At 70.8% G+C, this 24,429-nt stretch carries 28 protein-coding genes and 1 pseudogene; 14 read left to right on the forward strand and 15 right to left on the reverse strand.

Going from position 1 to position 24,429, the window contains the following annotated elements; translation table 11 throughout:
- Positions 1-34 precede the first annotated feature (34 nt).
- The 10 genes and pseudogenes from ACZ7EG_RS33405 to ACZ7EG_RS33450 all read left to right on the forward strand — a co-directional run.
- The gene (locus ACZ7EG_RS33405; RefSeq protein WP_471087313.1) at positions 35-1,042 is read left to right on the forward strand and encodes a Ppx/GppA family phosphatase; all 1,008 of its coding nucleotides are present in this window, start codon (positions 35-37) and stop codon (positions 1,040-1,042) included.
- A gap of 47 nt (positions 1,043-1,089) precedes the next feature.
- On the forward strand, positions 1,090-1,290 hold the full coding sequence (locus tag ACZ7EG_RS33410) for a hypothetical protein (RefSeq protein WP_471087315.1): 201 nt from the start codon (positions 1,090-1,092) through the stop codon (positions 1,288-1,290).
- Positions 1,291-1,520: 230 nt separating this feature from the next.
- A complete protein-coding gene (locus ACZ7EG_RS33415; RefSeq protein ID WP_471087318.1) occupies positions 1,521-2,528 on the forward strand; it encodes an iron-containing redox enzyme family protein in 1,008 nt (335 codons plus the stop codon).
- Between the two features lie 21 nt (positions 2,529-2,549).
- Positions 2,550-3,206, forward strand: coding sequence for a HemK2/MTQ2 family protein methyltransferase (locus tag ACZ7EG_RS33420; RefSeq protein ID WP_471087321.1), 657 nt, complete (start codon positions 2,550-2,552; stop codon positions 3,204-3,206).
- Entirely contained in the window at positions 3,187-3,393 is a 207-nt protein-coding gene (locus ACZ7EG_RS33425; protein WP_471087324.1) for a CDGSH iron-sulfur domain-containing protein, read from the forward strand. Before ACZ7EG_RS33420 ends, ACZ7EG_RS33425 begins: the two co-directional genes overlap by 20 nt.
- A 56-nt stretch (positions 3,394-3,449) precedes the next feature.
- Positions 3,450-3,674 carry a deazapurine DNA modification protein DpdA family protein gene (locus ACZ7EG_RS33430; RefSeq protein WP_471087327.1) on the forward strand — a complete coding sequence of 75 codons (225 nt, stop codon included), beginning with the start codon at positions 3,450-3,452 and terminating at the stop codon, positions 3,672-3,674.
- Positions 3,647-3,982: a deazapurine DNA modification protein DpdA family protein gene (locus tag ACZ7EG_RS33435; RefSeq protein WP_471087329.1), complete on the forward strand. Its 336-nt coding sequence runs from the start codon at positions 3,647-3,649 to the stop codon at positions 3,980-3,982. The genes ACZ7EG_RS33430 and ACZ7EG_RS33435 overlap by 28 nt, the downstream gene beginning before the upstream one ends.
- Positions 3,979-4,407, forward strand: a complete 429-nt coding sequence (locus ACZ7EG_RS33440) for a hypothetical protein (RefSeq protein ID WP_471087332.1) — start codon at positions 3,979-3,981, stop codon at positions 4,405-4,407. Before ACZ7EG_RS33435 ends, ACZ7EG_RS33440 begins: the two co-directional genes overlap by 4 nt.
- A 176-nt stretch (positions 4,408-4,583) precedes the next feature.
- Positions 4,584-5,072, forward strand: a complete 489-nt coding sequence (locus ACZ7EG_RS33445; RefSeq protein WP_471087335.1) for a DUF2505 family protein — start codon at positions 4,584-4,586, stop codon at positions 5,070-5,072.
- 95 nt (positions 5,073-5,167) lie between these two features.
- Positions 5,168-5,491, forward strand: a pseudogene (locus tag ACZ7EG_RS33450) (TSUP family transporter); the annotation flags it as partial.
- 31 nt (positions 5,492-5,522) lie between these two features.
- Here the strand turns inward: ACZ7EG_RS33450 and ACZ7EG_RS33455 are convergent.
- Complete coding sequence (locus ACZ7EG_RS33455) at positions 5,523-5,840, reverse strand: sulfurtransferase TusA family protein (protein ID WP_471087338.1); 318 nt, start codon at positions 5,838-5,840, stop codon at positions 5,523-5,525.
- Positions 5,837-6,502, reverse strand: coding sequence for a class I SAM-dependent methyltransferase (locus tag ACZ7EG_RS33460; protein ID WP_471087341.1), 666 nt, complete (start codon positions 6,500-6,502; stop codon positions 5,837-5,839). The genes ACZ7EG_RS33455 and ACZ7EG_RS33460 overlap by 4 nt, the downstream gene beginning before the upstream one ends.
- 266 nt (positions 6,503-6,768) lie before the next feature.
- On the opposite strand from ACZ7EG_RS33460, the gene ACZ7EG_RS33465 reads away from it, so the two are divergent.
- On the forward strand, positions 6,769-7,224 hold the full coding sequence (locus tag ACZ7EG_RS33465; RefSeq protein ID WP_471087344.1) for a hypothetical protein: 456 nt from the start codon (positions 6,769-6,771) through the stop codon (positions 7,222-7,224).
- A gap of 487 nt (positions 7,225-7,711) precedes the next feature.
- Here the strand turns inward: ACZ7EG_RS33465 and ACZ7EG_RS33470 are convergent, their stop codons facing one another.
- The 8 genes from ACZ7EG_RS33470 to ACZ7EG_RS33505 all read right to left on the reverse strand — a co-directional run bounded on the left by ACZ7EG_RS33470 (position 7,712) and on the right by ACZ7EG_RS33505 (position 15,252).
- Positions 7,712-9,880, reverse strand: a complete 2,169-nt coding sequence (locus ACZ7EG_RS33470) for a polyprenyl synthetase family protein (protein WP_471087347.1) — start codon at positions 9,878-9,880, stop codon at positions 7,712-7,714.
- Positions 9,881-9,893: 13 nt separating this feature from the next.
- Positions 9,894-10,727 (reverse strand): ABC transporter permease, encoded by an 834-nt coding sequence (locus ACZ7EG_RS33475; protein ID WP_471087350.1) that lies wholly within the window; start codon positions 10,725-10,727, stop codon positions 9,894-9,896.
- Entirely contained in the window at positions 10,724-11,371 is a 648-nt protein-coding gene (locus ACZ7EG_RS33480; RefSeq protein ID WP_471087353.1) for an ATP-binding cassette domain-containing protein, read from the reverse strand. Before ACZ7EG_RS33480 ends, ACZ7EG_RS33475 begins: the two co-directional genes overlap by 4 nt.
- Positions 11,372-11,433: 62 nt before the next feature.
- Positions 11,434-12,246 carry a polyprenyl diphosphate synthase gene (uppS, locus tag ACZ7EG_RS33485; protein ID WP_471087356.1) on the reverse strand — a complete coding sequence of 271 codons (813 nt, stop codon included), beginning with the start codon at positions 12,244-12,246 and terminating at the stop codon, positions 11,434-11,436.
- A gap of 189 nt (positions 12,247-12,435) precedes the next feature.
- Positions 12,436-13,305, reverse strand: coding sequence for a squalene/phytoene synthase family protein (locus tag ACZ7EG_RS33490; protein ID WP_471087797.1), 870 nt, complete (start codon positions 13,303-13,305; stop codon positions 12,436-12,438).
- A 198-nt stretch (positions 13,306-13,503) separates the two neighbouring features.
- Entirely contained in the window at positions 13,504-14,205 is a 702-nt protein-coding gene (locus ACZ7EG_RS33495; RefSeq protein WP_471087359.1) for a hypothetical protein, read from the reverse strand.
- Complete coding sequence (locus ACZ7EG_RS33500; RefSeq protein WP_471087362.1) at positions 14,202-14,780, reverse strand: hypothetical protein; 579 nt, start codon at positions 14,778-14,780, stop codon at positions 14,202-14,204. The genes ACZ7EG_RS33495 and ACZ7EG_RS33500 overlap by 4 nt, the downstream gene beginning before the upstream one ends.
- Positions 14,781-14,817: 37 nt before the next feature.
- Positions 14,818-15,252 (reverse strand): protease inhibitor, encoded by a 435-nt coding sequence (locus ACZ7EG_RS33505; protein ID WP_351632197.1) that lies wholly within the window; start codon positions 15,250-15,252, stop codon positions 14,818-14,820.
- A 326-nt stretch (positions 15,253-15,578) separates the two neighbouring features.
- On the opposite strand from ACZ7EG_RS33505, the gene ACZ7EG_RS33510 reads away from it, so the two are divergent.
- Both ACZ7EG_RS33510 and ACZ7EG_RS33515 read left to right on the forward strand, forming a co-directional pair.
- A complete protein-coding gene (locus ACZ7EG_RS33510) occupies positions 15,579-16,136 on the forward strand; it encodes a hypothetical protein (protein WP_471087365.1) in 558 nt (185 codons plus the stop codon).
- A gap of 211 nt (positions 16,137-16,347) precedes the next feature.
- Positions 16,348-17,517, forward strand: coding sequence for a lactate 2-monooxygenase (locus tag ACZ7EG_RS33515; protein ID WP_471087368.1), 1,170 nt, complete (start codon positions 16,348-16,350; stop codon positions 17,515-17,517).
- 59 nt (positions 17,518-17,576) lie between these two features.
- Here the strand turns inward: ACZ7EG_RS33515 and ACZ7EG_RS33520 are convergent, their stop codons facing one another.
- The 3 genes from ACZ7EG_RS33520 to ACZ7EG_RS33530 all read right to left on the reverse strand — a co-directional run bounded on the left by ACZ7EG_RS33520 (position 17,577) and on the right by ACZ7EG_RS33530 (position 20,156).
- Complete coding sequence (locus ACZ7EG_RS33520) at positions 17,577-19,202, reverse strand: RICIN domain-containing protein (RefSeq protein WP_471087371.1); 1,626 nt, start codon at positions 19,200-19,202, stop codon at positions 17,577-17,579.
- A gap of 327 nt (positions 19,203-19,529) precedes the next feature.
- Positions 19,530-19,907 (reverse strand): toxin Doc, encoded by a 378-nt coding sequence (locus ACZ7EG_RS33525; protein WP_471087374.1) that lies wholly within the window; start codon positions 19,905-19,907, stop codon positions 19,530-19,532.
- Positions 19,908-19,910: 3 nt separating this feature from the next.
- Positions 19,911-20,156, reverse strand: a complete 246-nt coding sequence (locus ACZ7EG_RS33530; protein WP_030845137.1) for a hypothetical protein — start codon at positions 20,154-20,156, stop codon at positions 19,911-19,913.
- Between the two features lie 174 nt (positions 20,157-20,330).
- Between ACZ7EG_RS33530 and ACZ7EG_RS33535 the strand changes: the two genes are divergently transcribed.
- A complete protein-coding gene (locus ACZ7EG_RS33535; protein ID WP_471087378.1) occupies positions 20,331-21,263 on the forward strand; it encodes a sigma-70 family RNA polymerase sigma factor in 933 nt (310 codons plus the stop codon).
- A 48-nt stretch (positions 21,264-21,311) separates the two neighbouring features.
- Here ACZ7EG_RS33535 and ACZ7EG_RS33540 read toward each other — a convergent pair whose 3' ends face one another.
- Complete coding sequence (locus ACZ7EG_RS33540; protein WP_471087381.1) at positions 21,312-22,103, reverse strand: alpha/beta fold hydrolase; 792 nt, start codon at positions 22,101-22,103, stop codon at positions 21,312-21,314.
- Between the two features lie 78 nt (positions 22,104-22,181).
- Positions 22,182-24,425, reverse strand: coding sequence for a glycoside hydrolase family 9 protein (locus ACZ7EG_RS33545; RefSeq protein ID WP_471087384.1), 2,244 nt, complete (start codon positions 24,423-24,425; stop codon positions 22,182-22,184).
- Positions 24,426-24,429: the final 4 nt, after the last annotated feature.

Here is a 24,429-nt window from a genome sequence, read left to right on the forward strand (position 1 = left end):
GTTGGGCGGACCCCGAAACGGGTACCCACCGGCCATGCGAATCAGCGTGGTGGACGTGGGATCGAACACGGTCAGACTTGTGGTCGCGGACGCGGCGGACGGGGTGCCGCTGCCCGTGCACACCGCCAAATGGCGACTGAGGCTGTCCGAGCAGGTCACACCGGGGGGACCCATCCCGGAGCAGGCCGTGGAACAACTCGTCGACGCGGTGACCGAGGCGAGCAGGACCGCCGCCAAGTGGGGCGCGACGGAACCACTGGCCTTCGCCACCGCCGTGGTGCGCAACGCGCCGAACCGGCACGAGGTGCTGCACACCGTCCGCGCCCGCACGGGCGTCGAGCTGTGCACCCTGCCGGGCGAGGTCGAGGCCGAGCTGACGTTCCTCGGGGCCCGTCGCTGGATGGGCTGGCGGTCGGGACCGCTCGCCCTGCTCGACATCGGCGGCGGCACCCTCGAAGTCGCCTTCGGGCGCGGCCGGCTGCCCGACTTCGTGGCGTCGCTGCCGCTGGGCGCGCGGCGGCTGACGCACGAGTTCTTCGCGGACGAGGACCCGCCTTCGCCGGAGCGGGTTCGGGCCCTGCGCCGCAAGGTCCGCCATCAGTTGCGGGATGTCGCGGCGCGGATCCGCTGGGAGGGCCCGCGCACCGCGGTCGCCACCTCCCGCACCTTCCAGCAGCTGGGGCGGCTGTGCGGTGCGGCGCCCGGACGCCACGGCCCGTTCGTGGACCGGCAGATGCACCGCTCCGACCTGCGGGCGGCGATCGCACGGCTGGCCGCCCTGCCCGCCGCCGAGCGCGCGCACCTGCCCGGCATATCCGCCCCCCGCGCCGCCCAGAGCCTGGCGGGAGCGGTGGTCGGGCACACCGCGCTGAAGCTCACCGGCATCAAGGCCGTCACGGTCTGCCCCTGGGCGATCCGCGAGGGCGTGCTGTTGCGCCACATCGAGGACGGCCCCTCCTGGTGGGCGGAGGTCGCCCTGCGCAGCGACGAGGCCGCCCCTGCCGATCCGGTGCCGCTGCGCATCGCCCGCGCCGGAAACTGAACACCCCCGCCGTGACGGGACGAACCGCACAGGGAAAGGAGACCCCCGTGTCCCAGCACAGGAACCACGACCACGCCGAGGACCAGCACGGCAAGCCGGCCGAGACGGCACTCGAAGAGGTGCTGCGCGAGGTCGAGGACGCCGAGAACCGCACCAGGGACTCCGCCGAGGAGCGCCGCCAGCGGGGCGAGGCCGGGGAGGCCATCACCCCCAACACGCGTGCGCAGGAGGAGTCCGAGGGGGACTGAGGGGAACCGGGCGGGCCCGGGCCACCGGGGCGGCGGTCCGAGCGCCCGCCACCGCCGGGGCTCGTGCCCGCCGAGCGCATTCGCCGCCACGGCCCGCCCCGTCGCCACAGCCCGCCCGGCCGCCACGGCCTGCCCGGTCGGCCCGGGCCGTCCGCGATCTTGTCGATCGCGCCCCCTGAGGGGTGCCACCCGAGGGGTGACCCCGGTCGCCGGGTGGGTACCCGGCGCGCATGGAGCACGAAGGACCACGACTGCCCACCCCGCGCGGCCCGCTGAGCAGGGCTGTCGACGCGTATCTCCGGGGCGCGGGCCGCCTGCCCCGCCTTGAGGAGATCGCCCGCGCAGAGGTGTACGGCGACGACCTCCAGCTCGCCCTGTACCTGTGCTACGAGCTGCACTACCGCGGCTTCGCGGACGTTCCCCCGGAGCGCGAGTGGGACCCGGACCTGCTGCGCGTCCGCGCGGCCATGGAGCACCGCTTCCTGTCCGCGCTGCGCACCGACGCACACGTCCACGACAGCGTGGACGAGGCACTGGCCGGGTTGCTGGTCGAGCCCGTCGAGGGCACCGGTGTCAGCCACTTCCTGCGTGACGAGGGCGAGCTGTGGCAGGTGCGCGAGTACGCGGCCCAGCGCTCCCTGTACCACCTCAAGGAGGCCGACCCGCACGCCTGGGTTCTGCCGCGGCTGTCGGGCCGGGCCAAGGCGGCGATGGCGGCGGTGGAGTTCGACGAGTGGGGCGGCGGCCGCGCGGAGCGTGTCCACGCCCGCCTGTTCGCCGACCTGATGGCGGACCTGGGCCTGGACACCGCGTACGGCCGCTATCTCGACGCGGCGTCCGCCGAGGCGCTGGTCACCGTGAACATGATGTCCCTCTTCGGGCTGCACCGGGCCCTCAGGGGCGCCCTGGTCGGTCATTTCGCGACGGTCGAGATCACCTCGTCACCGGGGTCGCGACGGCTCGCCGAGGCGATGCGCCGCACCGGCGCGGGGCCCGCCGCCGAACACTTCTACGACGAGCACGTCGAGGCCGACGCGGTCCACGAGCAGGTGGTGCGCCACGACGTCATCGGCGGACTGCTGGAGCGCGAGCCGTATCTCGCCCCGGACATCGCCTTCGGCGTCGGCGCCACCGAGTTCGTCGAGGAACGCTTCGGCGCCCGGCTGCTCACCGACTGGCGTGCCTCCCGTTCGTCACTGTGTGTGCCGCTTGCCCAGGAAGTAGCTCATATCTCCTGATTGTCGGGGTACTCGGCGTCCGTGATTGCACTGGTACCCCCGGGCGTGTACGCCCCGCAGGAGGACACCGAGCTGCTGGCCGGTGCCCTGTATGACGAGCCTCTGCCGCCTGGCGCGGAAGTCCTCGACGTGGGCACGGGCAGCGGCGCCCTGGCCCTGGAGGCCGCGCGCCGAGGCAACCGGGTGACCGCCGTGGACGTGTCCTGGAGCGCCGTATGGGCCGCGCGCCTGAACGCCCGGCTCGCGGGGCTCCCGGTCAGCATCCGGCGCGGGAACCTCTTCGATCCCGTGCGCGGACAGATCTTCGACATGATCCTGGCCAACCCGCCGTACGTGCCGGCGCCGGACGGCCATCGCGGGCCGCCGCGAGGCGCGGCCCGGGCCTGGGACGCGGGCGCCGACGGGCGCCTGGTCGTCGACCGGATCTGCCGGGAGGCGCCCGGTCTGCTGCGGCCGGGCGGGGTGCTGTTGCTCGTGCAGTCGGCGCTCAGCGGCCCGGACCTGACCGTCGGGCAGTTGCGCACGGCCGGTCTGAAGGCCGCGGTGACCCGTCGGCGCCGGATCGCGCTCGGGCCCGTGTTGCGCGGCCGGGAACGCTGGCTGCGGGAGCGGGGGCTGCTGCCCGCCGCCGATGACAAGGAAGAGCTGGTGGTCGTCCGTGCCGAACTCCCCGTCTGAACGGCCCGCCGCGCCGCGCCGCGTCACCGTCCAGCGCAAGGGCCCTCTGCTGATGGAAGGCCCGGTGGAGGTGGAACTGGAGGACGGCTCCGTCGTCACCTCCGACCGCTTCCGCGTGGCCCTGTGCACCTGCCGCCGCAGCCGCCGCTACCCGTGGTGCGACACGAGCCACCGCGACCGGGGGTAAAGCCCCGGGCTCAGGAAGGCACAGGGGGCAAAGCCCCGGGCGCAGGAAAGCCCGAGGTGGGCCAGCTCCATGCCGCTGCCCAGCAGGACTGGATGTGCGAATGGGATGTTCTCCGCAAGACGGGCAAGACGTTGAAGCAGCATCTCGAGCTGACCGTCGCGAACTTCGTCGAACTGCGCTCGCTCGCACCCGACCTGCCGATCATTCCCGTGATCCAGGGGTGGACGGCCGCCAGCCACTTCGGTGCGTCGACATGTTCGACAAGGCCGGAGTGGACCTGACGAACGAACCGCTGGTCGGTGTCGGAAGCATCTGCCGCCGCCCGCGCCTGGACCTGCCCGTGATGCTGCTGGCGGACCTCGCGCAGGCCGGCATCCGCATCCACGCGTTCGGCTTCAAGAAGGCCGGACTGAAGATCGCACACAAGAGCGTGGTCTCGGCCGACAGCCCCGCCTGGTCCTACGGCGGACGTCACGAACGCGGATGCAGTGAGTCTCACCAGCGCGAGAACAACTGCATGCGCCACGCCCTGTGGTGGCGCCAAGACCTGCTCGACCACATCGCCGACGCCCAGCGCAGGTGCCCATGACCCCGATCATCACGCCGCGACCCGCCGACCTGCGGGCCATGCAGTCCGGGGACCCCCGCGGCTTCACCCAGCGATGGCGCTACGGCACGCCCACGTGGCGCCACGTCTCCGAGGGCGGGTTCCGCGCCCAGCGCTACGCAGTGACGGCCATCCCGGAGGCCACCGCGAAGGCCTTCGTGCAGCGGCACCACTACCTGTCCGGCTGGCCCGCCGTCCTTCACCGCCCCTACGGACTCCTCGACCAGGAGGCGCCGCTGGGCGCCGGCGAGCTCGCGGTCGAGGGGCTGCCGCTCGTCGGTGTCCTGGTGCTGGCCAGCCCCATGAACCCCCGGGTCCTCACGGCCGCCTTCCCGCACCTGGAGCCTTCTGCGCACCGGGATCCGGCTTGGACTCACTCGTACCGATCGACGCTGAGGAGCGAGTGAATCAACCGGGTCAGTCCCCCGTTGATTGACAGGTGGGCTGTGGTGTCTCGGCCCGGCGGCGGCACGTGCCTCACTCGTGCACGGTGCCACCGTGGCGTTGACGTTCGTGTACCCGTTTGGGTGGATTCGTTGCCCCTTGCCAGTTCGAGTGCTGGTTCCGCTTCTATCGTGTCGACATGGGCAAATTCACTATGGTTTTCAGCTTCAACGCCACGCCGGAGCGGGTCTGGGGGCTCTTGCTGGACCGCGGGTTCAACGAGGAGTTCTACCAGGAGGGCCTCGGGTGGCCGCAGTGGTCGGTCGAGGAGCAGAGCAGCACCGGTGAAGAGGTCGTCCGGAAGGTGGCGATGACGCCGCGGCGCGAGCTCCCGGGGCCGATTGCGAAGGTGCTCGGGACGGGGTTCCGGCAGACCGAGGAAGGCACGTTCATTCCGACGACCCGCACGGGCACGTGGCGGCGTATCCCTTCCACGCTCGCCGACAAGTGGGATGAGGAGGCAACTGTTCGGATCGAGTCGGTCGACGGTGGCGGGTGCGAGATGACCATCGATGTCGCCCTGGAGATGCGAGTCTTCGGCGTCGGGGGCCTGATGGAGAGCACCTTTGAGAAGGTGCTCCGGAGTGAATGGGAAGCTTTCGCGAGTGCCGCCAGTCGGCCCCGCTGATCTCACGACTCCACCCTTGGTTCTGGGCAGTTGCTTAGGACTTTGTCGGGTCGATCATGTGACTTTCGATCGGCTGTGGCCGCTAGGACATCGATTACGGGATCGGCGGTGGCTCGCTGATCGGGCCGGTCCTGGTCGGCCGGGGCCGGCCGGTGGCCGAGGTCGCCCCGGCCGCGCTGGCGGCGACCTTCGTGACCTCCCTGGCCGGAGCTGCCACCTACACCGCGCTCGCGCTGGTCAGCCCCGGGGAGGTCGCCCCCGACTGGGCCCTCGGCACGGCCTGCGGGCTGGGCGGCCTGCTCGGCGGCTACCTCGGCGCCCGCCTCCAGCCGCACCTGCCCGAAACGGCACTGCGACTGGTGCTCGGCACCCTCGCCATCGCCGTCGGCGCCCTCTACGCGGCCCAGGCCATCAGCTGACCGGTCTCGGACCGGGACCGCTTCGGCCGGGTCAGGTCGTGGCGGTGTGCCAGGGCGCCCCGGGCCGAGTCGCCCGCACGACGGCCGCCAGCCGCAGCCCGTACACGTCCCTGCCGTCCGGGTCGGGGACGGGGCCGAGGTAGGCGTGGCCGGTGAGGTGGCACCAGGCGGGCAGGTCGAGCGGGGCGGCCGGGTCGGTGGCGATCACGTGGACGACGGTGCCCGCCGGTCGGCCGTCGATCTCCCTGCGCAGCCGCAGCAGGAGGGTGAAGCAGAGCAGGCCGGTTCCGTCGACCAGCACGTCGGGCCCGTCGGGCACGTCGGGCCCGGGCTCCGGGATGCCGGTCACCGAGGCAGGGACTGGGTCACGCCCCACAGGCGGCGGGGAAGACCGCCCTCCTCGAACGGGTGGACCTCCGCCAGGGTCCAGCCGTCGGCGAGCTCGTCGACCAGGTCGCGGGAGAAGAAGTGGACGGCGAAGCCGCCGTGCTCCCAGATGTCGTCACCGTGCCCAACTCCCGCGCCGAAGTGGGCGTCGCCGGTGTGCCGGACGGTGTAGACGAAGGTGCCGCCCGGCCGGAGCGCCCGCCGCACCTCGCGGACCAGGGCGCGCAGCTCCTCGGTGGACAGGGCCATGCACAGCAGCATGTGCGCGAACACCGCGTCCACCGAGCTGTCCGCGAGCGGCAGCGGCTCGCGCACGTCGTGCACCGCGGTGCTCACCCGCTCGGCGAGGCCCTCGGCGAAAGCCCGCTCGCGCACTTGCTCCAGACCCACCGGGCTGAAGTCGGTGGCCAACACCGAGAACCCCGAGCGGGCGAAGAACAGCGCATCCCGCCCGTGGCCGGCACCCAGCTCCAGGACCTGAACCGCACCGGCCGCACCGAACACCTCGGCCGCCCGGACCGCCGGCTCCGACGGCTCGTCGCCGTACATCCCTGGGTGAGCACCATAGGTCTCCTCCCAGTGCTCCTGCTGAGCCCTCGCCAACCCCTGGTCGCCGTCGCGCACCGCCTCTCCCTCCTCCGAGCACGTCCCGGATCAACCGGGCCACCGTCAGCCTAGGACGGCGCCCCCAATATTCCTGCTCCGGGAGGCTTTCAGGCAGCGCTGGTCAAGCTGCGACAACACGCGATCAAGGTAGGTTTCGGCGACACAACCAGGCGATGCATCGACTCACTGGTCGTGGAGTGCTCACCTGCGACGATGGCCACTCTCGATGCGCAGAAACTCCCCTACCGGCAGAGTGCCGAGGTCGTCTCGTCCTCAGCGAGTCCGTGCCGAGCAACGGCGAGAGCTTCTTCACCTCGGCCGCGCTGAGGTCCGCCGCGAACGCCGGACTGCGCGGCGCGGTCATGTTCAGCGATCCCGTCCCACGATGGCGGCGCACCGAGCACGGCCGCGTCATCCAGACCAGAGGCCACCTGGGCATCGTGTATCAGGCGCTGTCCGCGACGTACACGGGCTTGGGGACGGCCCGCACGCTCACCGTGCTCCCGGACGGCAGCACGTTCACAGCACGGGCGCGGTCCAAGCTGCTGCGCCAGGAATCGGGGGCAGCCGGCGTCGCACGGCGCCTTGAGGAGATGGGGGCGCCACCGCCGCCCCCGGGACCCGGTGAGGCGCTGAGGCATTGGCTGGATCAGGCCCTCGTCCAGATCGGCGCCCGGCGCCAGCCGCACCCGGGCAACCACCGCTTCTGCGGACAGTCTCGCGTGTTGCCGCGCTGCTGACGACGCTACCAGGGCGACGGGCTCGCGGCTGATGGCTACGCTCCAAGACACCCTTCCGTTCGACGTCTTGGCCGAGATCCCCACAGCCTCCGAGTGGTGCCAGCGGTGGAACGGTCGACGGCACTCTTTCCGTCACGTCGGTCAGGGCTGCCGTGCTGACCCTGCCGCTGCCCGACCTCGAGCCTCTACGAATCGTGGCTGAGCATGGACTGACTCGTACCGTTCGCGCGCAGGCGACCCAGTGAGGCGAACCATCCATCGTCGTCGCCTCAGAGCCGCGCGCGCCGAAGAGGGGGTTGGCAGCCTCCCGTGATCTCACGCTGCACCCCCAGTGGCGTGCGTTCACGCAGTCCGGACTTCAATTTCTTCGTAAGGTGGCACCCACGGACGAAGTGACACTCAGTGTCAACTTTGTCATCGAGCGGTGGGTGCTGGCGGATCGCGTGGTGGGACCCGAGCTGGTGGTGGACCGGCCCGTAGGAAGCCTTCATTCCCGCAGGGCCACGTGAGTTCCCAGTGCCCGCACGACCACTTTGGTCATGGAAGCTGGGATCAGCGGGTCGAGTTGCCGCCAGGCATCCTCGACGAGTGTCTTCGCCTCTGCGTAGCACGCTTGGACCGCACCGCATTCGACGATCGCGGCGGCGGCCTCGCGCACGCTGTCCGGGCAGGCGTTGCCCTCACGCACGGCTTTCCATACTGTTGCCAGCCGGTCGTCCGGCATCAGGGCTACTGCGTGTGCCAGCGGCAGGGTGACCTTGCCCGCCTTCAGGTCTTCGCCGGTGTGCTTGTGACTGCGGCGCGTTGTTGTGGTGGCGCCAAGAAGATCGAGCACGTCATCGGTGTACTGATATGCGGTGCCGACCGCCTCGAAGTAGCGGCCGATTGCCGCTGTCTGCTCCTCGTCTGCTCGGGCGATCAGCGCCCCCATTTCGGCGAAGGCACGGGCAGGCAGACCTGCTTTGAAGCGATGGCCGGCCCGGATCCGGGCGAGAATCTGGGCGGGATCGCCCGTCACCAGTGCCTGGTCCATCGCAGCGGTGTGTCCGTGCAGGTCGATGGCCTGCCCGCCGTGCGTGGCACGCAGCATGCCGACATAGGTGCGGTAGAAACGCAGACGCAGCGCGTCGTCGTCGGGCAGAACCTCCTGCGCTACCCGGTCGAGGGCGAAGTAGGCGGCCGTCGCGGCGTTGATCGTCGTGGCCGTCCCGAAGACGGTGTGGACGGCCGGCACGCCCCGGCGATGCGTTGAGCCATCCTGGACGTCGTCGATGGCGAGGTTCGCACTGTGAATGACCTCCACAGCGGCCAGCAACGCGGTGTAGGGGGCGCTGGAGACCCCCAGCATCTCCATGGCGGCGCGGCACACGTAGGCCCGCCAGCCCTTTCCGTCGGCGTCCGTCAGGTGGCGGATGGGCTGAATCATGGTCTGGTGGATCACGTCATCGGGGATCCCCTCCAGCGAGACGTCACATCCACCCATCAGCGAAGCTGTCGCCGATGTGCTGGGCCGGTCGGGGTAGAGGCGGGCCATCTCGCGCCGGGTCGCGTCGCGAAGCTGACCGATGTAGTCCTCAAGAGCGCAATGCTGGCGCTTGGGGACCGCTTCGGCCCAGGCATGTCCGGCAACCGGCCGGCCTGCCATCGTGCCGCTCACCTGTGCTGTCGCCCATAGATGCCCCTGCCGCCCCGATGCCATGGTCAGCACCTCGCGCTCAGCAGTGCCGACGATCACCTGCAGCTGGGCACTGAGCCCGGGCAGCCGTACATCCCAGCGGGAGGGGTGGGTGGTCAAAGAGGAGGGAGACGTCCACGGCGCGCCTTCGCTCACCCCGGCCCCGGCCCCGGCGCCAGCAGCCGCGGCTCCGTCCGGCCCCGATGCGATCACGCGCACGGCGCTCAGGCCGTGTCTGACGGAGACGTCCCACCCGTTGTCCAGCGTCACGGCCAGACGGCCCCAGCTCGCCTCAGGGCTGGGCGCCTGGCCCGCGTACCGCTCGCACCAGCCTGTCCCGGACACCGCGACAGGGCTGCTGCCGCCGGGGAGGATCAGCGTGCCGTCTACCACGCACCGGGGCAGGACGTAGTCGTGAGAGCCACCTACGGCTGTCTCCCGCTGCATCCAGGGCTTGCTGGTAAGGAAGCACAACTGGGCGCCCGCGCCGCGCTCGTCGGACCAGGTGAGGCGATAGGCGCCGTGCGCATCCGCGTGGAACACGCCGACACCGCCGAAGTCGGCGTCCAGCCCGTCGGCACCGATCGAGACAGGCCCTGGCAGCAGCCGGTCGGGCGCAACAGGAGTGCCGTCGGCCAACGCCTCTGCCAGGGCATCCCGGATGCGCCGGTCCATCACCGTGTCAGCCGCCACCGCCCTACGGATTGCCGTCACGGCCCGGGTGTCCATCCAGTACCGGGCCACCCGGGCCTTGGAGGCAGGGGCCCTGAGAGTGCAGCCCAACGTGTGCCAAGGCCATGCCCGGCCATCGTCCGCTCCCGCCCACCCGCGCACGAACGACATGCCGACCGTGATCTCCTGCCCTCGTCCGTCGGCCAATAACGCCTCGAACGACCAGCGTTCACTCTCCACAGCGAGACCCGAGAAGACCGGTGCCCGGTCCGACGGGAAACCGTGCACTGCAAGACCACCAGCGGTCATTCCCGCCACCCCTCTACGTCGATGCCTGGTCAAAAGACGATCCTCTGCACGAGGCACCTTCCCCGCCTGCTGGCTTCGGGCCTGTGGTGAGGCGGCGGGTGCTGGTGCGTAGCGCGAACGCCGTCATGCCCACTGAGGCTGTGGCCAGAGCCCAGCAGAAACCCAGAGCGAGGTAGGCGCGGGGCACGAGGTCCAGAGTGGCGGCGGTGACGGAAGTCTGCATCGCCCCGTAGGCCGGAAGGTAGCGCAGCAGGGCACTGTCCGCGTCCGGGTTCATGAAGGGGGCCTGGAGGATCAGGTCGATGAAGCTGATCATGATGACGAGGAACATGCCGGCCAGCTCGCTACGGAGGACGGCCGCGAGCAGGATGCCGATGCCGCCATAGACGAGGGCCCCGATGAAGAGTCCGGCTGCCAGGAGAGGCAGCTGTTGTGGCTGCCAGAAGATCTGCATCCACGCGGTGGTGTAGACGGCGACGATTGCGGCGACCAGGACGAGCGTGGCGAACTTGGCGAGCGCCAGGCACAGGCGGGGATAGCCGGCCAGAGCCAGGCGCCGGTCGAAGAGGGCGGAACGCGCGGTGGCGACGAACATCATGAAACCGACGATCAGCGCGATGGCCTGAAGGGCTCCGGTGATCTGTGCCAGGGCGTTGCCGTCCATGATCACCGTGCGGTTCGCCAGGCGGATGAAGAATCGCAGCGGGGTCCGGGCCACCACTTCGAAGGCCAGCGAGGTCCACACCGGGATGAAGATGACGACGATCACCAGAGCGAGCCGGTTGCGTGCCTGCTCCAGCAGCGCGAAACGCAGCGCCGTACCGAAGGAGGTCCACGCCCTTTTCACGAGATCACCTCGCACGTGTCCGGTACCCGGGTGGTTGCGGCCGTGAGGGTTCCGTCCTGCAGCCGGTACAGGGTGTCCAGGCGGGTGGCGTCGTAGGCCAGGTGGGAGACGACGATGACGGCGCAGCCCCGGTCGCGCAGGTCTTGGGCCAGTTCCCAAAAGCGCAGGTAGGTGTCCCAGTCGAAGCCCTGGTAGGGCTCGTCCAGGAGCAGCACGGCTGGGTCGTGCATCAGGGCCAGGACGAGGTTGAGTTTTTGCCGGGTGCCGCCGCTGAGCGTGTCCAGGCGTGCGTGGCGGTACTGGCTGCACTGAAGGAGGTCGAGCAGTTCGTAGGCCCGCGTCAGGCTGGTGAGGTCGTAGGCGACCTGGAACAGGCGCAGGTGCTGCTCGATGGTGAAGGCGTCGTGGAGCACGCTGGCCTGGGGACAGTGGCCCATGACGCCCCGGCACTCCACCATGCCGCTGTCGGAGGCAAGGTCGCCCACCAGGACCCGCAGCAGGGTGCTCTTGCCGGCCCCGTTCTCGCCGACGATCCCCACCAGCTGCCCGGGCCGGACGTCCAGCGTCACGCCGCGCAGCACCGAGTGGCGCCGGTAGCCCTTGTATACGCCGCGCATGCGCAGCACGGGCCCGTCGTCCCGCATCAGTGCTCAGCCCTCATTTCTGTTCTTGTCCGTGGCCCCTGACCGGATTGCGGCCGGGCGCGTCATGCGGTGCCGAATCGCCGGGCCCGGGCCGCGTAGGTCTCGATGGCCTGGAAGAAGTCCTGACGGGTGAAGTCCGGCCACATCTGGCGCGGGAAGATCAGTTCGGCGTAGGCGCTGTGCCACAGCAGGAAGTTGGACAGCCGCTGTTCGCCGCCGGGCCGGATGAACAGATCGACCGGGGGCAGGGCGTTGCTGTCCAGGAACCGGTTGAGAGTCGCTTCATCGACGGCGTCCGCGTCGAGCAAGCCGTCCCGGGCCTGCTGGGCGATGAGGCGGGCAGCATCGGCGATCTCGGCCTGGCCGCCATAGTCGACGCACGCGGTGTAGGTCAGGGCGGTGCCGTGTGCGGTGGCCTGCTCCGCGTGCGTGAAAGCCTGGAGCAATGAGGGCGGCAGGCGGTCGGGCCGGCCCCGCCGGTGCACCCGCACGCCGCGGTCGATGAAGCCCTGCAGCCGTTCGTGGATGAAGTTCTCCACCAAGCACAGGATTGCCTGGACTTCGTCCGCTTCGCGTTTCCAGTTCTCTGTGGAGAAGACGAAGATGCTCAAGTAGGGAATGCCGAGGTCGAGTGCGGCGTCGACCGTCTCGAAGATGCGGTGCTGGCCCGCCTGGTGCCCTGCGGCACGAGCACGGCCACGCTGCACACCCCAGCGGCCGTTGCCGTCCAGGACCAGCGCGACATGGCGCGGCAGCACCTCAGCCGCAATAGCCGGGGCCGCGCACACCGCCGGCAGCGTGCCTGGAACCTCGCGTGACCGGCCCACGACATCCGGCGTAGTTTTAACAGACATGACCAACTCTTCCTCGCTCATGCGGGACGGTGGCAAGGTCGCGGTTAGGTGAACCGCCCTGCCCTGGCGAGGTTCACCACGGCCCGCACCGAGACACTCGGCAAACGATCTTCTCGAGAGCTAACTGGTGATCGGCCGTTCAGGGCACGCCACAAGGCGAACAGCCATCTCGTCCGTAAGCGGCGGTGGCGCCCGCACCGGCCAGATGCTTCACGCCGGAGGCTGATCGGCGCGCGCGGCGGCGCTACGCCGCCCGGCTCGCTGGGAAGCGGAGCGCGGAGGACGTTCCTGGATCAGCAGACGCAGACAGCCCACCGGCTTGTCCCGTACGGGGCGCCGTGTGACAGCGGCTCCCATATCCGTGATCGTCTGCAGACGCAGGTGATGCAGACGAAGCACACAACGGACCAGCGGCCGGTGGCTGTCGGGCAGTTCCTCGACGATCCGATCCGCCTCCCCAAGCGTGACCCGGGCAGCCTCAGCGGTCGCCGAGATGAGAGCCACGACGCCGGGAGTGTCCCGGCCCGATTCAAGGTCAGCTCGCGTCACCCCGTGCCGCGCCAAGTCATCGGTCGGCAGATAGAGATGCCCGCCCTTGAGGTCCTCCGCCAGATCGGTAAGGAAGTCGGTGCGCTGAATGGCGTCAGCGAGCAGACGGCAGGAGTCCGCGAACCGCTCGTCCCCACCGCCGGGCAGCCCCAGGCCGCAGGAAAGCATCATGATCGGCCACGAGAGCTGGTCAACGTAAGCCTGGTAGTCGGCCTCGGTGGTGAAACCGGGAAAGTCGAAATCGATCTGCGTGCCCATCAGGTAGGCATCCACCCAGCGCTGTGGCAGACCGCACGCCTCAGAGGAGTGCAGGAAGGCACGCAGCAGCGGATGTTTCGCGCGGCCGGTGTCCAGCCCCGCCCGTACCTGGCCGGCCCATTCACCGAAGCGCCGTGCCCGTTCCTCCGGAGCCCCTTGATCGCAGACATCGTCGGTGAATGAGGCGAACGCGAAACCGGCGAGAAGGTGAGGCTGGAGCTCCGCTGGGGCCAGCACGCGCATGGCCGCATACGCCGCCGCCTCCGTGCGCACCAAGAACCGCGCCGCCCTCACGTAGTCGGTGCGCAGCTGCGGCCCCTCGATGTGCGCCGCATCTAGACATCGCCGCCACGAAGGCACGAGAAACCCCGCTTAGTTCGAGAATTGGCGCAAGGCAACAGCCGGCGCTCGCTGGGTCTAGCAGTCGAAAGGGCAACGAACCACAGACCGCGTCGGTCACGCCCCTGCGCGTCAAGATTCAGAAACGTCGGCCCCGGCTGAGTGTGGCTGACGTCCATTGAGAACCCGTACTCGAAGCCCTGCGGTCTTGGACTCCGCGCGCGGGTTCATGTGGGCTTCCGCTCGGGAATACACGAACTCGCGCGCTTCCGTCTTCGACCAAGACGAGCTCGTCGGCGGGGCACAGCCGATGCCGGCGATGCGAGCGAGGTCGGGCACGGAGGACTCGGCGGCCACCTGCTGTTCCAGGGCCGCGTTGGTCTTTCTGAGCTTGCTGTTCTCGATCTCCAGGACGTGGACGATCCGGGCCAGGAGCTGGGTCTGCCCGCGCAGATCGTCGCGTTCGGCGCGGACGCGGGCCAGGTCCTCTCGTTGCTTGGCCGCGCGGGCCCGCGCCGAGTCGGGCAGCGCTTCGGGGACGGGGGCGCGAGCCTTGACCAGGGCGTAGAACAGGTCCTTGAGGCCGGTGTGCTTGTGGGTGAGCTTGTTGCGGCGCAGGCCGGCTTCGGTGGCCAGGGAGACGATGGTCAGCTTGCCGTCGGAGTGCAGCGGGGTGTCGATCAACAGGCGCACCACGGCATCGGTGATGGCTCGGATCTCCGCGGCGTCCTCGGTGTCGGTGTGGCCCTGGGCGTGGGTGAGCGCCTCGCCGACGAGCTGTGCCAGCGCCGCGCCGTTGCGCGCGACGGGCGGGGCCTCGGCCGGGGTGTTCATCGTCGCTCCGTGGGTTCGGTGTCGGCCAGCTGCTGGGCGTCGTGGCGGCGGATGATGGCGGTGAGGTGGGTCTTGCGCTGCTGTTCGCGGGCGGCGATGGGGTAGGGGTTGAGGCCGGCGCCGGAGTCTGCGTCGATCCGCGCGACCTCGGTGCGCAGGGCGGTGATCTGGCTGTCGGTGCGGCTGATGTTCGCGCACGCCGGGTGGCAGCGGGAGTGGTCGGCGGTGCTGCGGCCGCCGTCGCGCGCCCGGTCGCGGTCGGGGTTGCACAGCGCGGTGAACGCATCGTGGTTGCAGGTCAGGAATGCCTTGGGTTCCTCGTAGACCTGCAGGCGGGGGTTGGCGACCAGCGCGCGCAGTTCGCGTCGTCCGAGGTAGGTCCCGGCGTAGCGGTCGGAGAACTCGGCAACCGCGGCACGGTAACGGTCGGCGGCCGGGCCGCTGACCTTCTCGCCAGCGGCGAGTCGCCCAGAGGCCGGCGGGCGGCCCCACTCCGCCCGCCGGCCCCCTTGCGCGAGATCGCGACTCCTCGTGACAACGGCCCGGCTCCCCAGCCACGGCCCGCTGCGCTTCACGGTTCCAGCGCGATCCCGGTCTGTGGGTTCAGCCCTCTCAGAAGGAGAAGACGCCCGTCCCGTAGGCGTTCTTCATGCAGTCGTTGGAGAAGGTGCGCTCGTAGGAGACGCGCTTGCCCTGCCACACGCCGTCGACGGTGACGACGACGGGGTCGTACTGCTTGGTGCACATCACGCCGTCCCGAGCGGTCAGGGCGTCGAAGTCGCCGCCCACGCCGCGCAGTTCCGCGCAGGCCGCCCCGGCCGCCGGGTGCGTGCCGGCGGCCGTCGGGGCACAGGTCAGGGTGACCGCGCGTTCCGGAGTCGCTGCGATCGCGCTCTCGCCGTGGCCCACCGTGAGGACGAGGGCCGACGGGGCGTAGAGCGCGGTGGGGGCCTGACCCGGAGTGGCGAGCGCGGCCCCGGAGAGGGGTCCGCAGACGGCGGTGGCCGTCATGCCGATGGTCATGGCCCAGCGCGCGGTGGTCCGCATTGTGTGCATCCTTCCGCATCGATTACAGGGTGTGCCGTCCCGTGCTCGATCGGTGCCCGGAGCGGCGACCGCGAGTCTGCCGAGTCCGCCGCGGAAACACACATCGACCCCACGGGTTTCAGTAACATTGCGTATTGAATCAGTGGCGCGAAGTTACGGAATCCGGGCGGGTGAAGCCCGTAACTGCGCGGTTCCCGGGGGCGCGAAGCCGCCAGATGGCGGATTTCCGCGTGTTCGTTAATAGGCCTGAAACATTCCGGTTCTGCTCTCGGCCGACTACTTCGTGACCCCTTGTGTTCATGGACTGGTCGAGTAATCGTCATTACATGATTACGAATGAGCAGAGAGAGAAGCTCCGCGGCTGGTTCGCCGGCCGCCTGCCCGATGACCTCTTCGAGGAGCTGACCGAGATCACGGTCGACCGCGAGGAGATCACCGTCATCGGCCGCATCCCCGCACCGCGGCTGGCCGAGGACGCCCCGGCCACCGAACGGGACGCGGCACTGGAGAGCCGGGCGCAGGAGTTCCGGGAGCGCACCCGCGAGGACAGGATGGCCGTGGCCCGGGAGGCCGAGCACCGGTTCGGCCGCAAGGTGTCCTGGGGTGTGGAGTGCGGCGGACGGCGGACGCTCTTCACACACGTGGCCGCGCCGGTCATGACGCGGCTGCGCCAGCCGGAACGCCAGGTCCTCGACACCCTGATCGCCGGCGGCGTCGCCCGCAGCCGCAGCGAAGCGCTGGCCTGGTGCGTGCGCCTGGTGCAGCGTCACACGGACGACTGGCTCGCCGAGTTGCGCGACTCGCTCGAACACGTGCAGCGCGTCCGGGCCCAGGGTCCGGACGCCGAGCCGGACCACACCTCCGGCGCGGACGACAAGGAGTGACACAGAACCGACAGCCCCGCGTCCGGGAGGCGTTGTCGGACCCCTCGGCCACGTCGGGTACTGGCCGCCGCTCGGCCCGCAGGACGGCGCGGGGCGGGACTGACGGACGAGCAGATCGCCCCGCCCCTGATCCGCCGGACCGCATACCGCTCGGTATCGTCGCCCGTACGGCACGGTCTCGACGAGGCGACGACGAGAGGCGGGGCGTACGGTGGGCAAGCACTGGGCGGACTTCCAGTACGAGATCTATCTGAACGGGATGACGGGCACCGTACCGCGGCTGCCCACCGATCTGACCCGGCTGGAGGAGCTCACCGAGCAGCGGCTCGGGCCCGGCCCGGTCGGTTATGTGGCGGGCAGCGCGGGCAACGGCAGTACGGCCCGCGCCAACCGGGCGGCCCTGCAGCGCCGCCGGATCGTGCCGCGCATGCTGCGGGACGTGCACGAACGGGATCTGTCGGTCGACGTACTGGGCCGTGCCCTCCCGGCCCCGCTCGCGCTGGCCCCGGTCGGTGTGCTGTCGATCATGCACCCGGACGCCGAGCCGGCCGCGGCCCGTGCCGCCGCCGCGCAGGGCGTGCCGTACATCCTGTCGTCCGCGTCCAGCACGCCCATGGAGCAGGTCGCCGAGGCGATGGGCGACGCCGAGCGCTGGTTCCAGCTGTACTGGCCGAAGGACCCGGAGGTGGCCCGCAGCTTCCTGGACCGGGCGAAGACGGCCGGGTTCACCGCGCTGGTCGTCACGCTGGACACGCCGTTGCTGTCGTGGCGGCCGCGCGATCTCGACCAGGCCTATCTGCCGTTCCTGCACGGTGTGGGCACCGCCAACTACTTCTCGGACCCGGCGTTCCAGGCGGGCCTTGCCAAGCCGGTGCACGAGGATCCGGACGCGGCCGTGATGCACTTCGTCGGGATGTTCTCCGACCCGGCCAAGAGCTGGCCGGACCTGGCGTTCCTGCGGGAGAACTGGGACGGCCCGATCGTCCTCAAGGGCGTCCTGCACCCGGACGACGCGCGCCTGGCCGCCGACGCCGGCATGGACGGTGTCGTCGTCTCCAACCACGGCGGCCGTCAGGTGGCCGGCGCCGTCGCGGCGGCCGACGCGCTCCCCCGCGTGGCGGAGGCGGTGGGCGACCGGCTCACCGTCCTCTTCGACAGCGGCGTCCGCACCGGCGACGACATCTTCAAGGCGCTCGCCCTCGGCGCCCGCGCGGTCCTCGTCGGCCGCCCGTACGTCTACGGCCTCGGCCTCGACGGCCGGTCGGGCGTCGAGCACGTCATCCGCTGCCTGCTCGCCGAACTGGACCTGACGCTCGCCCTGTCGGGGCATGCGACGCCGGACACGATCGGCCCGGCCGACCTCGTCGAGGATCCGGCGTGAGGGGTGGGCTGCGCGGCGCGTTCGCCGCGCAGCCCCCACTCAGGCCCCGGGGCCCTTCGTCACGCGGTCCGGCCGTCGGTCAGTCCCACCTGGCGGGCCGCCGGGTCGTCCTGCTCCTCGATCGACAGGGAACCGGATGTCGTCGGCAGGGGCTCGGCCTGCCACCGCTGGGCATCGGAGGCGCGGTCGCGGACCTTGACGACGATGTCGGCGTCCGGGTCGTCGTCGGCCGGGGTGAGGGACAGCCGCTCGTCCCAGCGGGGCAGCAACTCACCTTGCACGGTGAGGTCGTAGCGCACGTCCTCGCCCCGCTCGGCATCCTCGTCGGCGCAGGTGCCGAGGACGACGACACCGGCGTCCTTGTGGGAGTCCAGGCACAGCCCGGGGTCGGCGACGCTGCGCAGCAACCCGTCGTCCTCGTACGTCCACTGCTGGGTCCACACCGTCGAGCACTCCGCCAGTTTCGTGCCCGAACCCTCCTCCGGCAGATCGCGGAGGTCGAGGCACAGATCGGCGCCGACGTTGCGCAGCCGCGTCACGCCCTGGGCCGCGGGAAGCCCGGCGGTGCCGGGGGGCGTCACCGACGCGGAGCCCTTGCCGCCGGCGGCGCTGTCGGAGCCGGCCGGGTCGGCCTCCCCGCCGTCGTAGGACGACGCGCTGATGATGAGCACCGTCGCCAGCACCCCGGCCGAGACCGCGCCGACGCCCGAGAGCAGTGCTCGCGAGGAGCGCAGCGCCCGCGGAACCCGTCGGGCGGGCACGGGGAGCCGGGACAGCAGGCCGTGCCGCCCGCCGCCCCGCCGTCCGCCGCCTCGTCGGTTCGTGCGCGCGCCCCGTGTGCCGTGCGAGGCGCGTCCCGGACGGGAGTCGAGATAGCGGCGGGCGCCCCAGCCGAGCACCGCCTCGGCGATCAGCGGCCCCAGCGGGCCCTCGAAATGGCTCAGTTGTTCCGCGGCGTTCCGACAGTAGCGGCACTCGTCCAGATGCTGCTGGACGTCGGGCAGCAGTGCGCCGCCCCGGCGGATCGGGACGTCCAGCAGGCGGTTGTAGAACCGGCAATCATGGGTCGGTGCGAGTTCGCGATGGGCTTGTACACAACCTTGGCGAAATGTGTCCCGCGCCTGTTCGAGGGCCGCCGACGCGATGTCGGTGTCCATGCCCAGCAGTCCGGCCGGGACGCTTAAAGGATCTGCCTCGACCTCGACGTGCCAGAGCAAACAGCGCGAGTCCGCGGGAAGTGCCTGGAACGCCCGCTCCGCGAGTGTTCGATTTTCGGGCGTCATGGACGTCGCCGCGCGCAGCCCGCGCCCTCCTGCCGGTTTCTGCAAGGCGGGCAGAACGGCTGATATTCGATCGTCGGCGGACCACTCGCGGATCGTGTCGCGCACGGTCACCAGCAGGGCCGGGCGAAGCGCGACGGCGGACTCGCCGAAAGCGAGGCGGTTGAGGGTCCGATGGAAGGCGGTCCCGGTCACCATCGCGGCGACCTGCGCCGACGAGGCGAGACAGATGACCGCGTAGTCGTGCACCGGCTGGTAGTGCCGCGCCATCAGCAGCGCCACGGAATGGGCGGCGACCTCGCCCTCCGGACTGCCTCTCAGCGGGGCGGCGAGTGATTCATCGGATTCCCCCGGATCCCCGCCGGGCGGGGGATACGGAGGACGAGGGGGGTGGGGGGTGGGCACTGAGATGGTTCCTTCCCACGCATGTGACATACAGAAGTTCTGTCGCCGAAAAGGAGGCCCGGTTGGTGCGTACCTTTCGGCGCAGCGCGGGAGGCGAGAATTCACCGACGGCGAATCGGACGCGGTCCACAAATCACGTGCGACACCCGGCCATTCCCCCCGCACGCGCGTTTCACTCTTGCACAACCCCCACACGGCCAACAAGGCGCCCGGACAACATCCCCACCGTTGACAGGAAGTCAGAAACAGGGAACGGATGCACGCGTCTCGCACCCGTTTTCGACATTTCTCTGAGGCCTGTGTGAATCGGGCACCGGGCCCGCTTCCTCAGATCTGCCAGGAGCGCAGGCGGTCCGCCGCGCCGTAGACATCGGTGGTACCGGACAGCAGGTCGCGCGCGAGGTCGACGAGGGCACCGTAGGGCGGGTCGATGCCGACGCCGCTGACGAACATGTACGCCACGGCGGTCGCGCAGCCGAAGCGGGCGTTGGCCGAGGGCAGCGGCCGGAGCACGGTGATGGTGTGCAGCAGCGCGGCGGCCCGCCAGGCCGGGTCGGAGTTCACCCCGAGGCGGGGCGGGTCGACGCGGTGCCGGGCGACGGCGGCGACCAGTGCGGAGAAGTCGTTGACGGTGGGCTGGTCCGGCAGGACCTCTTCATGGCGCTGAAGCAGCCAGGGCACGTCGATATGGATCACGGGCGCCATGAGTCAGGCGGCCCGCCCTTCACCCTTGGCGGGCGGTTCGTCGTCGGGGAACGCGGCGGCGAACTCGTCGGCGTGGGTGGCGAAGAACCGGCGGAAGGCCTCCGCGCCCTCCTGCAGGGCCCGGTGACGGGCTATGTCGGCCGCGGCCGCTTCCCGCACGAGCGCCTTCATGGACGTACCGCGCTCCTTGGCGATCTGCCTGAGGTCCTCAAGTTCGCGGTCGCTGAACTCCACGTTGAGAGCTGGCATGCCATCACGGTACCGCTCGGGTACTGACTCGTAAATACCACCAGGTCAGGGCGGCTTCTGGAAGGTACCAGGGAAACGATCGACCTGAGATGTGGGTCACAACGGGCGCTCGGATGTCACATTCCGGTGCCCTGTCCGGCTCGCAGTGACGAGCACATCCACGGGAGGCCCAGCATGACCCGGATCTCGGTACCCGGCACCGACGCCCCGCTCGACGCGGCGACCGGGGTGTTCGTCGACCACCGCGAGCTGCTGTTCGGCGTCGTCTACAACATCCTCGGCAGCGTCGCCGACACCGAGGACGTCCTGCAGGAGACCTGGCTGTCCTGGACGGCCCGCGGCGGGGGCGCCCCCCTGGCCGGCGTCGACAACCCGCGCGCCTATCTCGTCCGGGTGGCCGTCAACCACGCGCTGCGCCGCCGTGCCGCGATCAGCCGCCGGCAGGAGACGTACGTCGGCCCGTGGCTGCCCGAGCCGCTGGTCGCCGCGGAGGACGCCGAGACCGCCGAGGGTCCGGCCCTGCGTTCCGAGTCGGTGTCGCTGGCGATGCTGGTGGTCCTGGAGTCGCTGACACCGCTGGAACGGGCCGTGTTCGTCCTGGGAGAAGTGTTCGGCTACCCGCATGCCGAGATCGCGGAGATCATCGACCGCTCCCCCGCCGCCGTACGCCAGTTGGCGCACCGGGCCCGGGAGCACGTGCACGCGCGACGGCCGCGGTACGAGGCGCATCCGCGGGTGCGGCGGGAGGCGACCGTACGGTTCGTGCGGGCGGCGCTCGGCGGGGACATCGCCGAGCTGATGGAGGTGCTCGCGCCGGACGTCACGGCGTGGACCGACGCGGGCGGCAAGCGCCGGCGGGCCGGCCTGCGCCCGGTGCACGGCCGGGACAAGGTGGCCCGTCTGCTCACCGCCGGGCGGGGCGGCCCGGACCACCCGGTCTGGCGCTACCGGCGCGTCAACGGCGACGACGCGGCCGTGCTGTTCGACGGTGACGCGCCGTTCGCGGTACTGGTCCTGGATCTCACTCCGCAGGGTGACCGGGTGCGCGGCATCTACGTCGTGGCCAACCCCGACAAGCTCGCCCACCTGCCGAGGGCGGATGCGTGAACCCCCGGAAAGACGCGTCGGCCACGGGCTGACCGACCGCACCGCCGGTCAGGAGTGGGCGCGGCAGAACTCCCGGACGGTGCGGTTGAACGGCTCCGGCGCCTCGATGTTGCTGAGGTGCCCGATGCCCGGGAGCACGACCAGCGTGGCCCGCGGGATCGCTTCGAGGAACTGGTGGGCCACGGGCTCCACGGGCGAGCGGGTGTCGAGCTCGCCCCAGAGCAGGAGCGTCGGCACCGCGATCTTCGGCAGCAGGTCCCGCTGGTCGGCTTCGACCATGACGGTGAGCTCGGTCCGCATGCTCTGGGGCCGGGTGTCGGCCGACATCACGGACAGCAGGCGTACGGCTTCGGCGGGTGGCTGCCCGGCGAACAGGCCCGGCACGGTCGGTGCGAACGCCTCGGCCGGGACCGCGAGCATCCGCTCCGCCCCCTCGGCCCGGGACCGCACCTCCGCCGCCGGCAGCGAGCCCTTCCAGCCCGCGTAGGTGTCGACGAGTAGCAGCGTCCTGACGACTTCGGCGTGGTGCCGGTAGAGCTCCAGCACGACGGTCCCGCCCCAGGAGACGCCGAGGACGTGGGCGGGGCCGAGGTCCACGTCCTCGATGACGGCCGCGAGGCAGCGGGCGTAGTCGGCCAGCGTGAAGGCGGGCGGGACGTCGGAGGAGCGCCCGGCGCCCGGTTCGTCCCAGGCGACGACGGTGAACTCGTCGGCCAGGTCCTCGGCCTGGGGGCGGAACAGGCGGGCGTCCGCCGTGGCGCCGTGCGCGAGCACGAGGGGCGGGCCCTGGCCCACCCGGTCGTACGCGACCTCGATGCCGTCGACCCGCACCGCTGGCATGACACCAGGCTACGCGCGCGTGCCGGAGGCGTCCTCCTGGCGGACTCCCCCGGCACGCGGCGGCTGCCGGTCCCGTCCCTACCTCTGGTCCGCCACGAAGGAGGCCATGCGGGTCAGAGCGGCGTTCCAGTTGATCGTGTGCTCGTTGGTCGACCAGGACTGGATGTCGTCGATGTAGCAGAACTGGCCGACGCAGCCCTGGAGTTTGCTCTGTGCGTAGGGGTCCTGGATGCTGGAGTTCGGCCCGCCCGCGAGGGTGCCCTCAGGCGGGTTGGGCTGAGCGGGATCCAGTTGGTGGGCGTACCAGCGGCTGTGCTGGTTCTGCGCGCTGACCTCGCCGTAGCCGGTGACGTAGGAGATGTTCAGCGCGTTGCGGCCCAGGATGTAGTCCATGCTCTGCAGCGCGCCGTCCCGGTATTTCGAGGCACCGGTGATGTCGTACGCGGTGGCGAGGACGACGGCGTTGTTGAGGACCTGGTGGCTGGAGCCCCAGTCGTACGTGTGGCCGTCGGGCGCGTACGGCATGCCGTAGGGGTGTGCCTTGAGGGTGGCCAGGTAGCGGTCGGCGCCCTCGACGACGGACCGGCGCACCGCGTCCCGGCCGGGCAGCTTGTTCGGCACGGTCGCGAGGTCGAGCCGTCCCGCCGGGCCGGTGCGGGCCCAGTCGAAGCCGATGGGCTTGAAGAGGTCGGCCGTGTGGACCGGGGACTTCAGGACGTACTCCTCGTACCGCTTCTCCCCCGTGGACAGGTACAGCTCGGCCGCCGCCCAGTAGAAGTCGTCGGTGACGTCGCTGTCGGCGTAGGCGCCACCGCCGATGCCGTCGCTCTCGGAGGCGAGGCGGTCGGGGTGGGCGAGCGCCGCCGCCCAGGCCTTGCGTGCGGCTGCCAGTGCCCTGGCCGCGAAGGGCTTGTCGTAGGAGCGGAACAGCCGGGCGGCCTGCGCGGCCGTGGCGGCCAGGTTCAGGGTGGCGGCGGTGGACGGCGGGTGCAGTTCGCGCTTCTGCGGGTCGTCGCTCGGCATCAGCGGCAGGCCGGTCCACTGCTCGTCGTGCATCTTGTGGTGGGCCATGCCGGCCAGCGGCTTGCCGTCGGGCACCTGCATCTTGAGCAGGAACTCCAGCTCCCAGCGGGCCTCGTCGAGGATGTCCGGGACCTTGTTGCCGCTCTCCGGGATGGCGAGCGTGCCGTCCCGGAGCTTGTCCGCCTGCCCGGTGCGGGCGTGCCGGGCGCGCTCGTAGGTGCTGAGCAGCTCCCAGGTGGAGATGCCGCCGTTGACGACGTACTTGCCGTGGTCGCCTGCGTCGTACCAGCCGCCGCTGACGTCGAGGGTGTAGTCGCACACGCCCGGCTGGCAGGGCACGGCGGTGTCGCCCTTGTTGGGCGCCACGCCCACGTGTCCGGCCGGGCGGCCGTATCCGGGCCGCAGGTCGTCGCGTATCGCGATGCCGCTGCGCTGGGTGTAGTAGTACTTCGCCGAGTCGAGACGGAGCCGCTCGTAGGCGCTCGCGTCGATGTCGAAGGGGCGGCTGGTCTCGCCGTCGGCCACGAGCGTGAGGCCCGAGCCCTTCGTGCGGTAGGCGCCGAAGTCGATCGAGTGGACGTTCTGCCCGGAGGAGGCGTCGACGCCGCGCGGCAGGGTCGTGCCCCGGGCGACCACCGTGCCGTCGGCATTCCTGAGCTGCCAGGGCAGCTTCGCCGTGGCGTCGGTGACCAGGGTGGCGTTCTTGGGCCCGGACGGCAGGTAGCCGACCTGGTTGACGCGGACCCGGGGACCGGTGTCGGGCTCGTACGGCTCCGGCGCCACCCCGCCGAGCAGCGAGACGTCGTCCATGCAGAAGCGCCAGGGGTCCGCGCTGCCGCCGAGCTGGAGGCCGACCTGGCCCTGCGCGGTGTCGACGGGCGAGGTGAAGGTGTAGGAGTAGGTGTCGCCGGAGACGCTGAGCTGCGGCGACACCTCGTGGTAGGTGTCGTACGGCGACACCGACAGGCCCACGATCGCCCGCACCACGTGCCCGGCGGGCGTCCCGGTCGCGCTGAAGGAGAAGCGGTACGACTCCCCCTTCACGAGGGCGATGTCGTTCTGCCCGACGGCGGCGTCCCAGCGGTTCGTCGTGCCGCCGGGGACGTCGGCGCAGAGCCGGCCGTCGGTGACGCCCGCGGTGACGTTGCTGGTCGTCCACCAGGGCGCGGTGTCGGTGTCGAAGGTGCCGTTCTTGACCTGCTCGACCTCGTCGGCCCCGGCAGGCGCCGTCGGCAGCGCGGTGAGCGCGGTGGCCAGCAGGGCCGTCAGGGACAGCAGGGCGGTTCTGCGTCGTTTCACGTCT

The sequence above is a fragment of the Streptomyces sp. NPDC037100 genome (assembly GCF_055606225.1).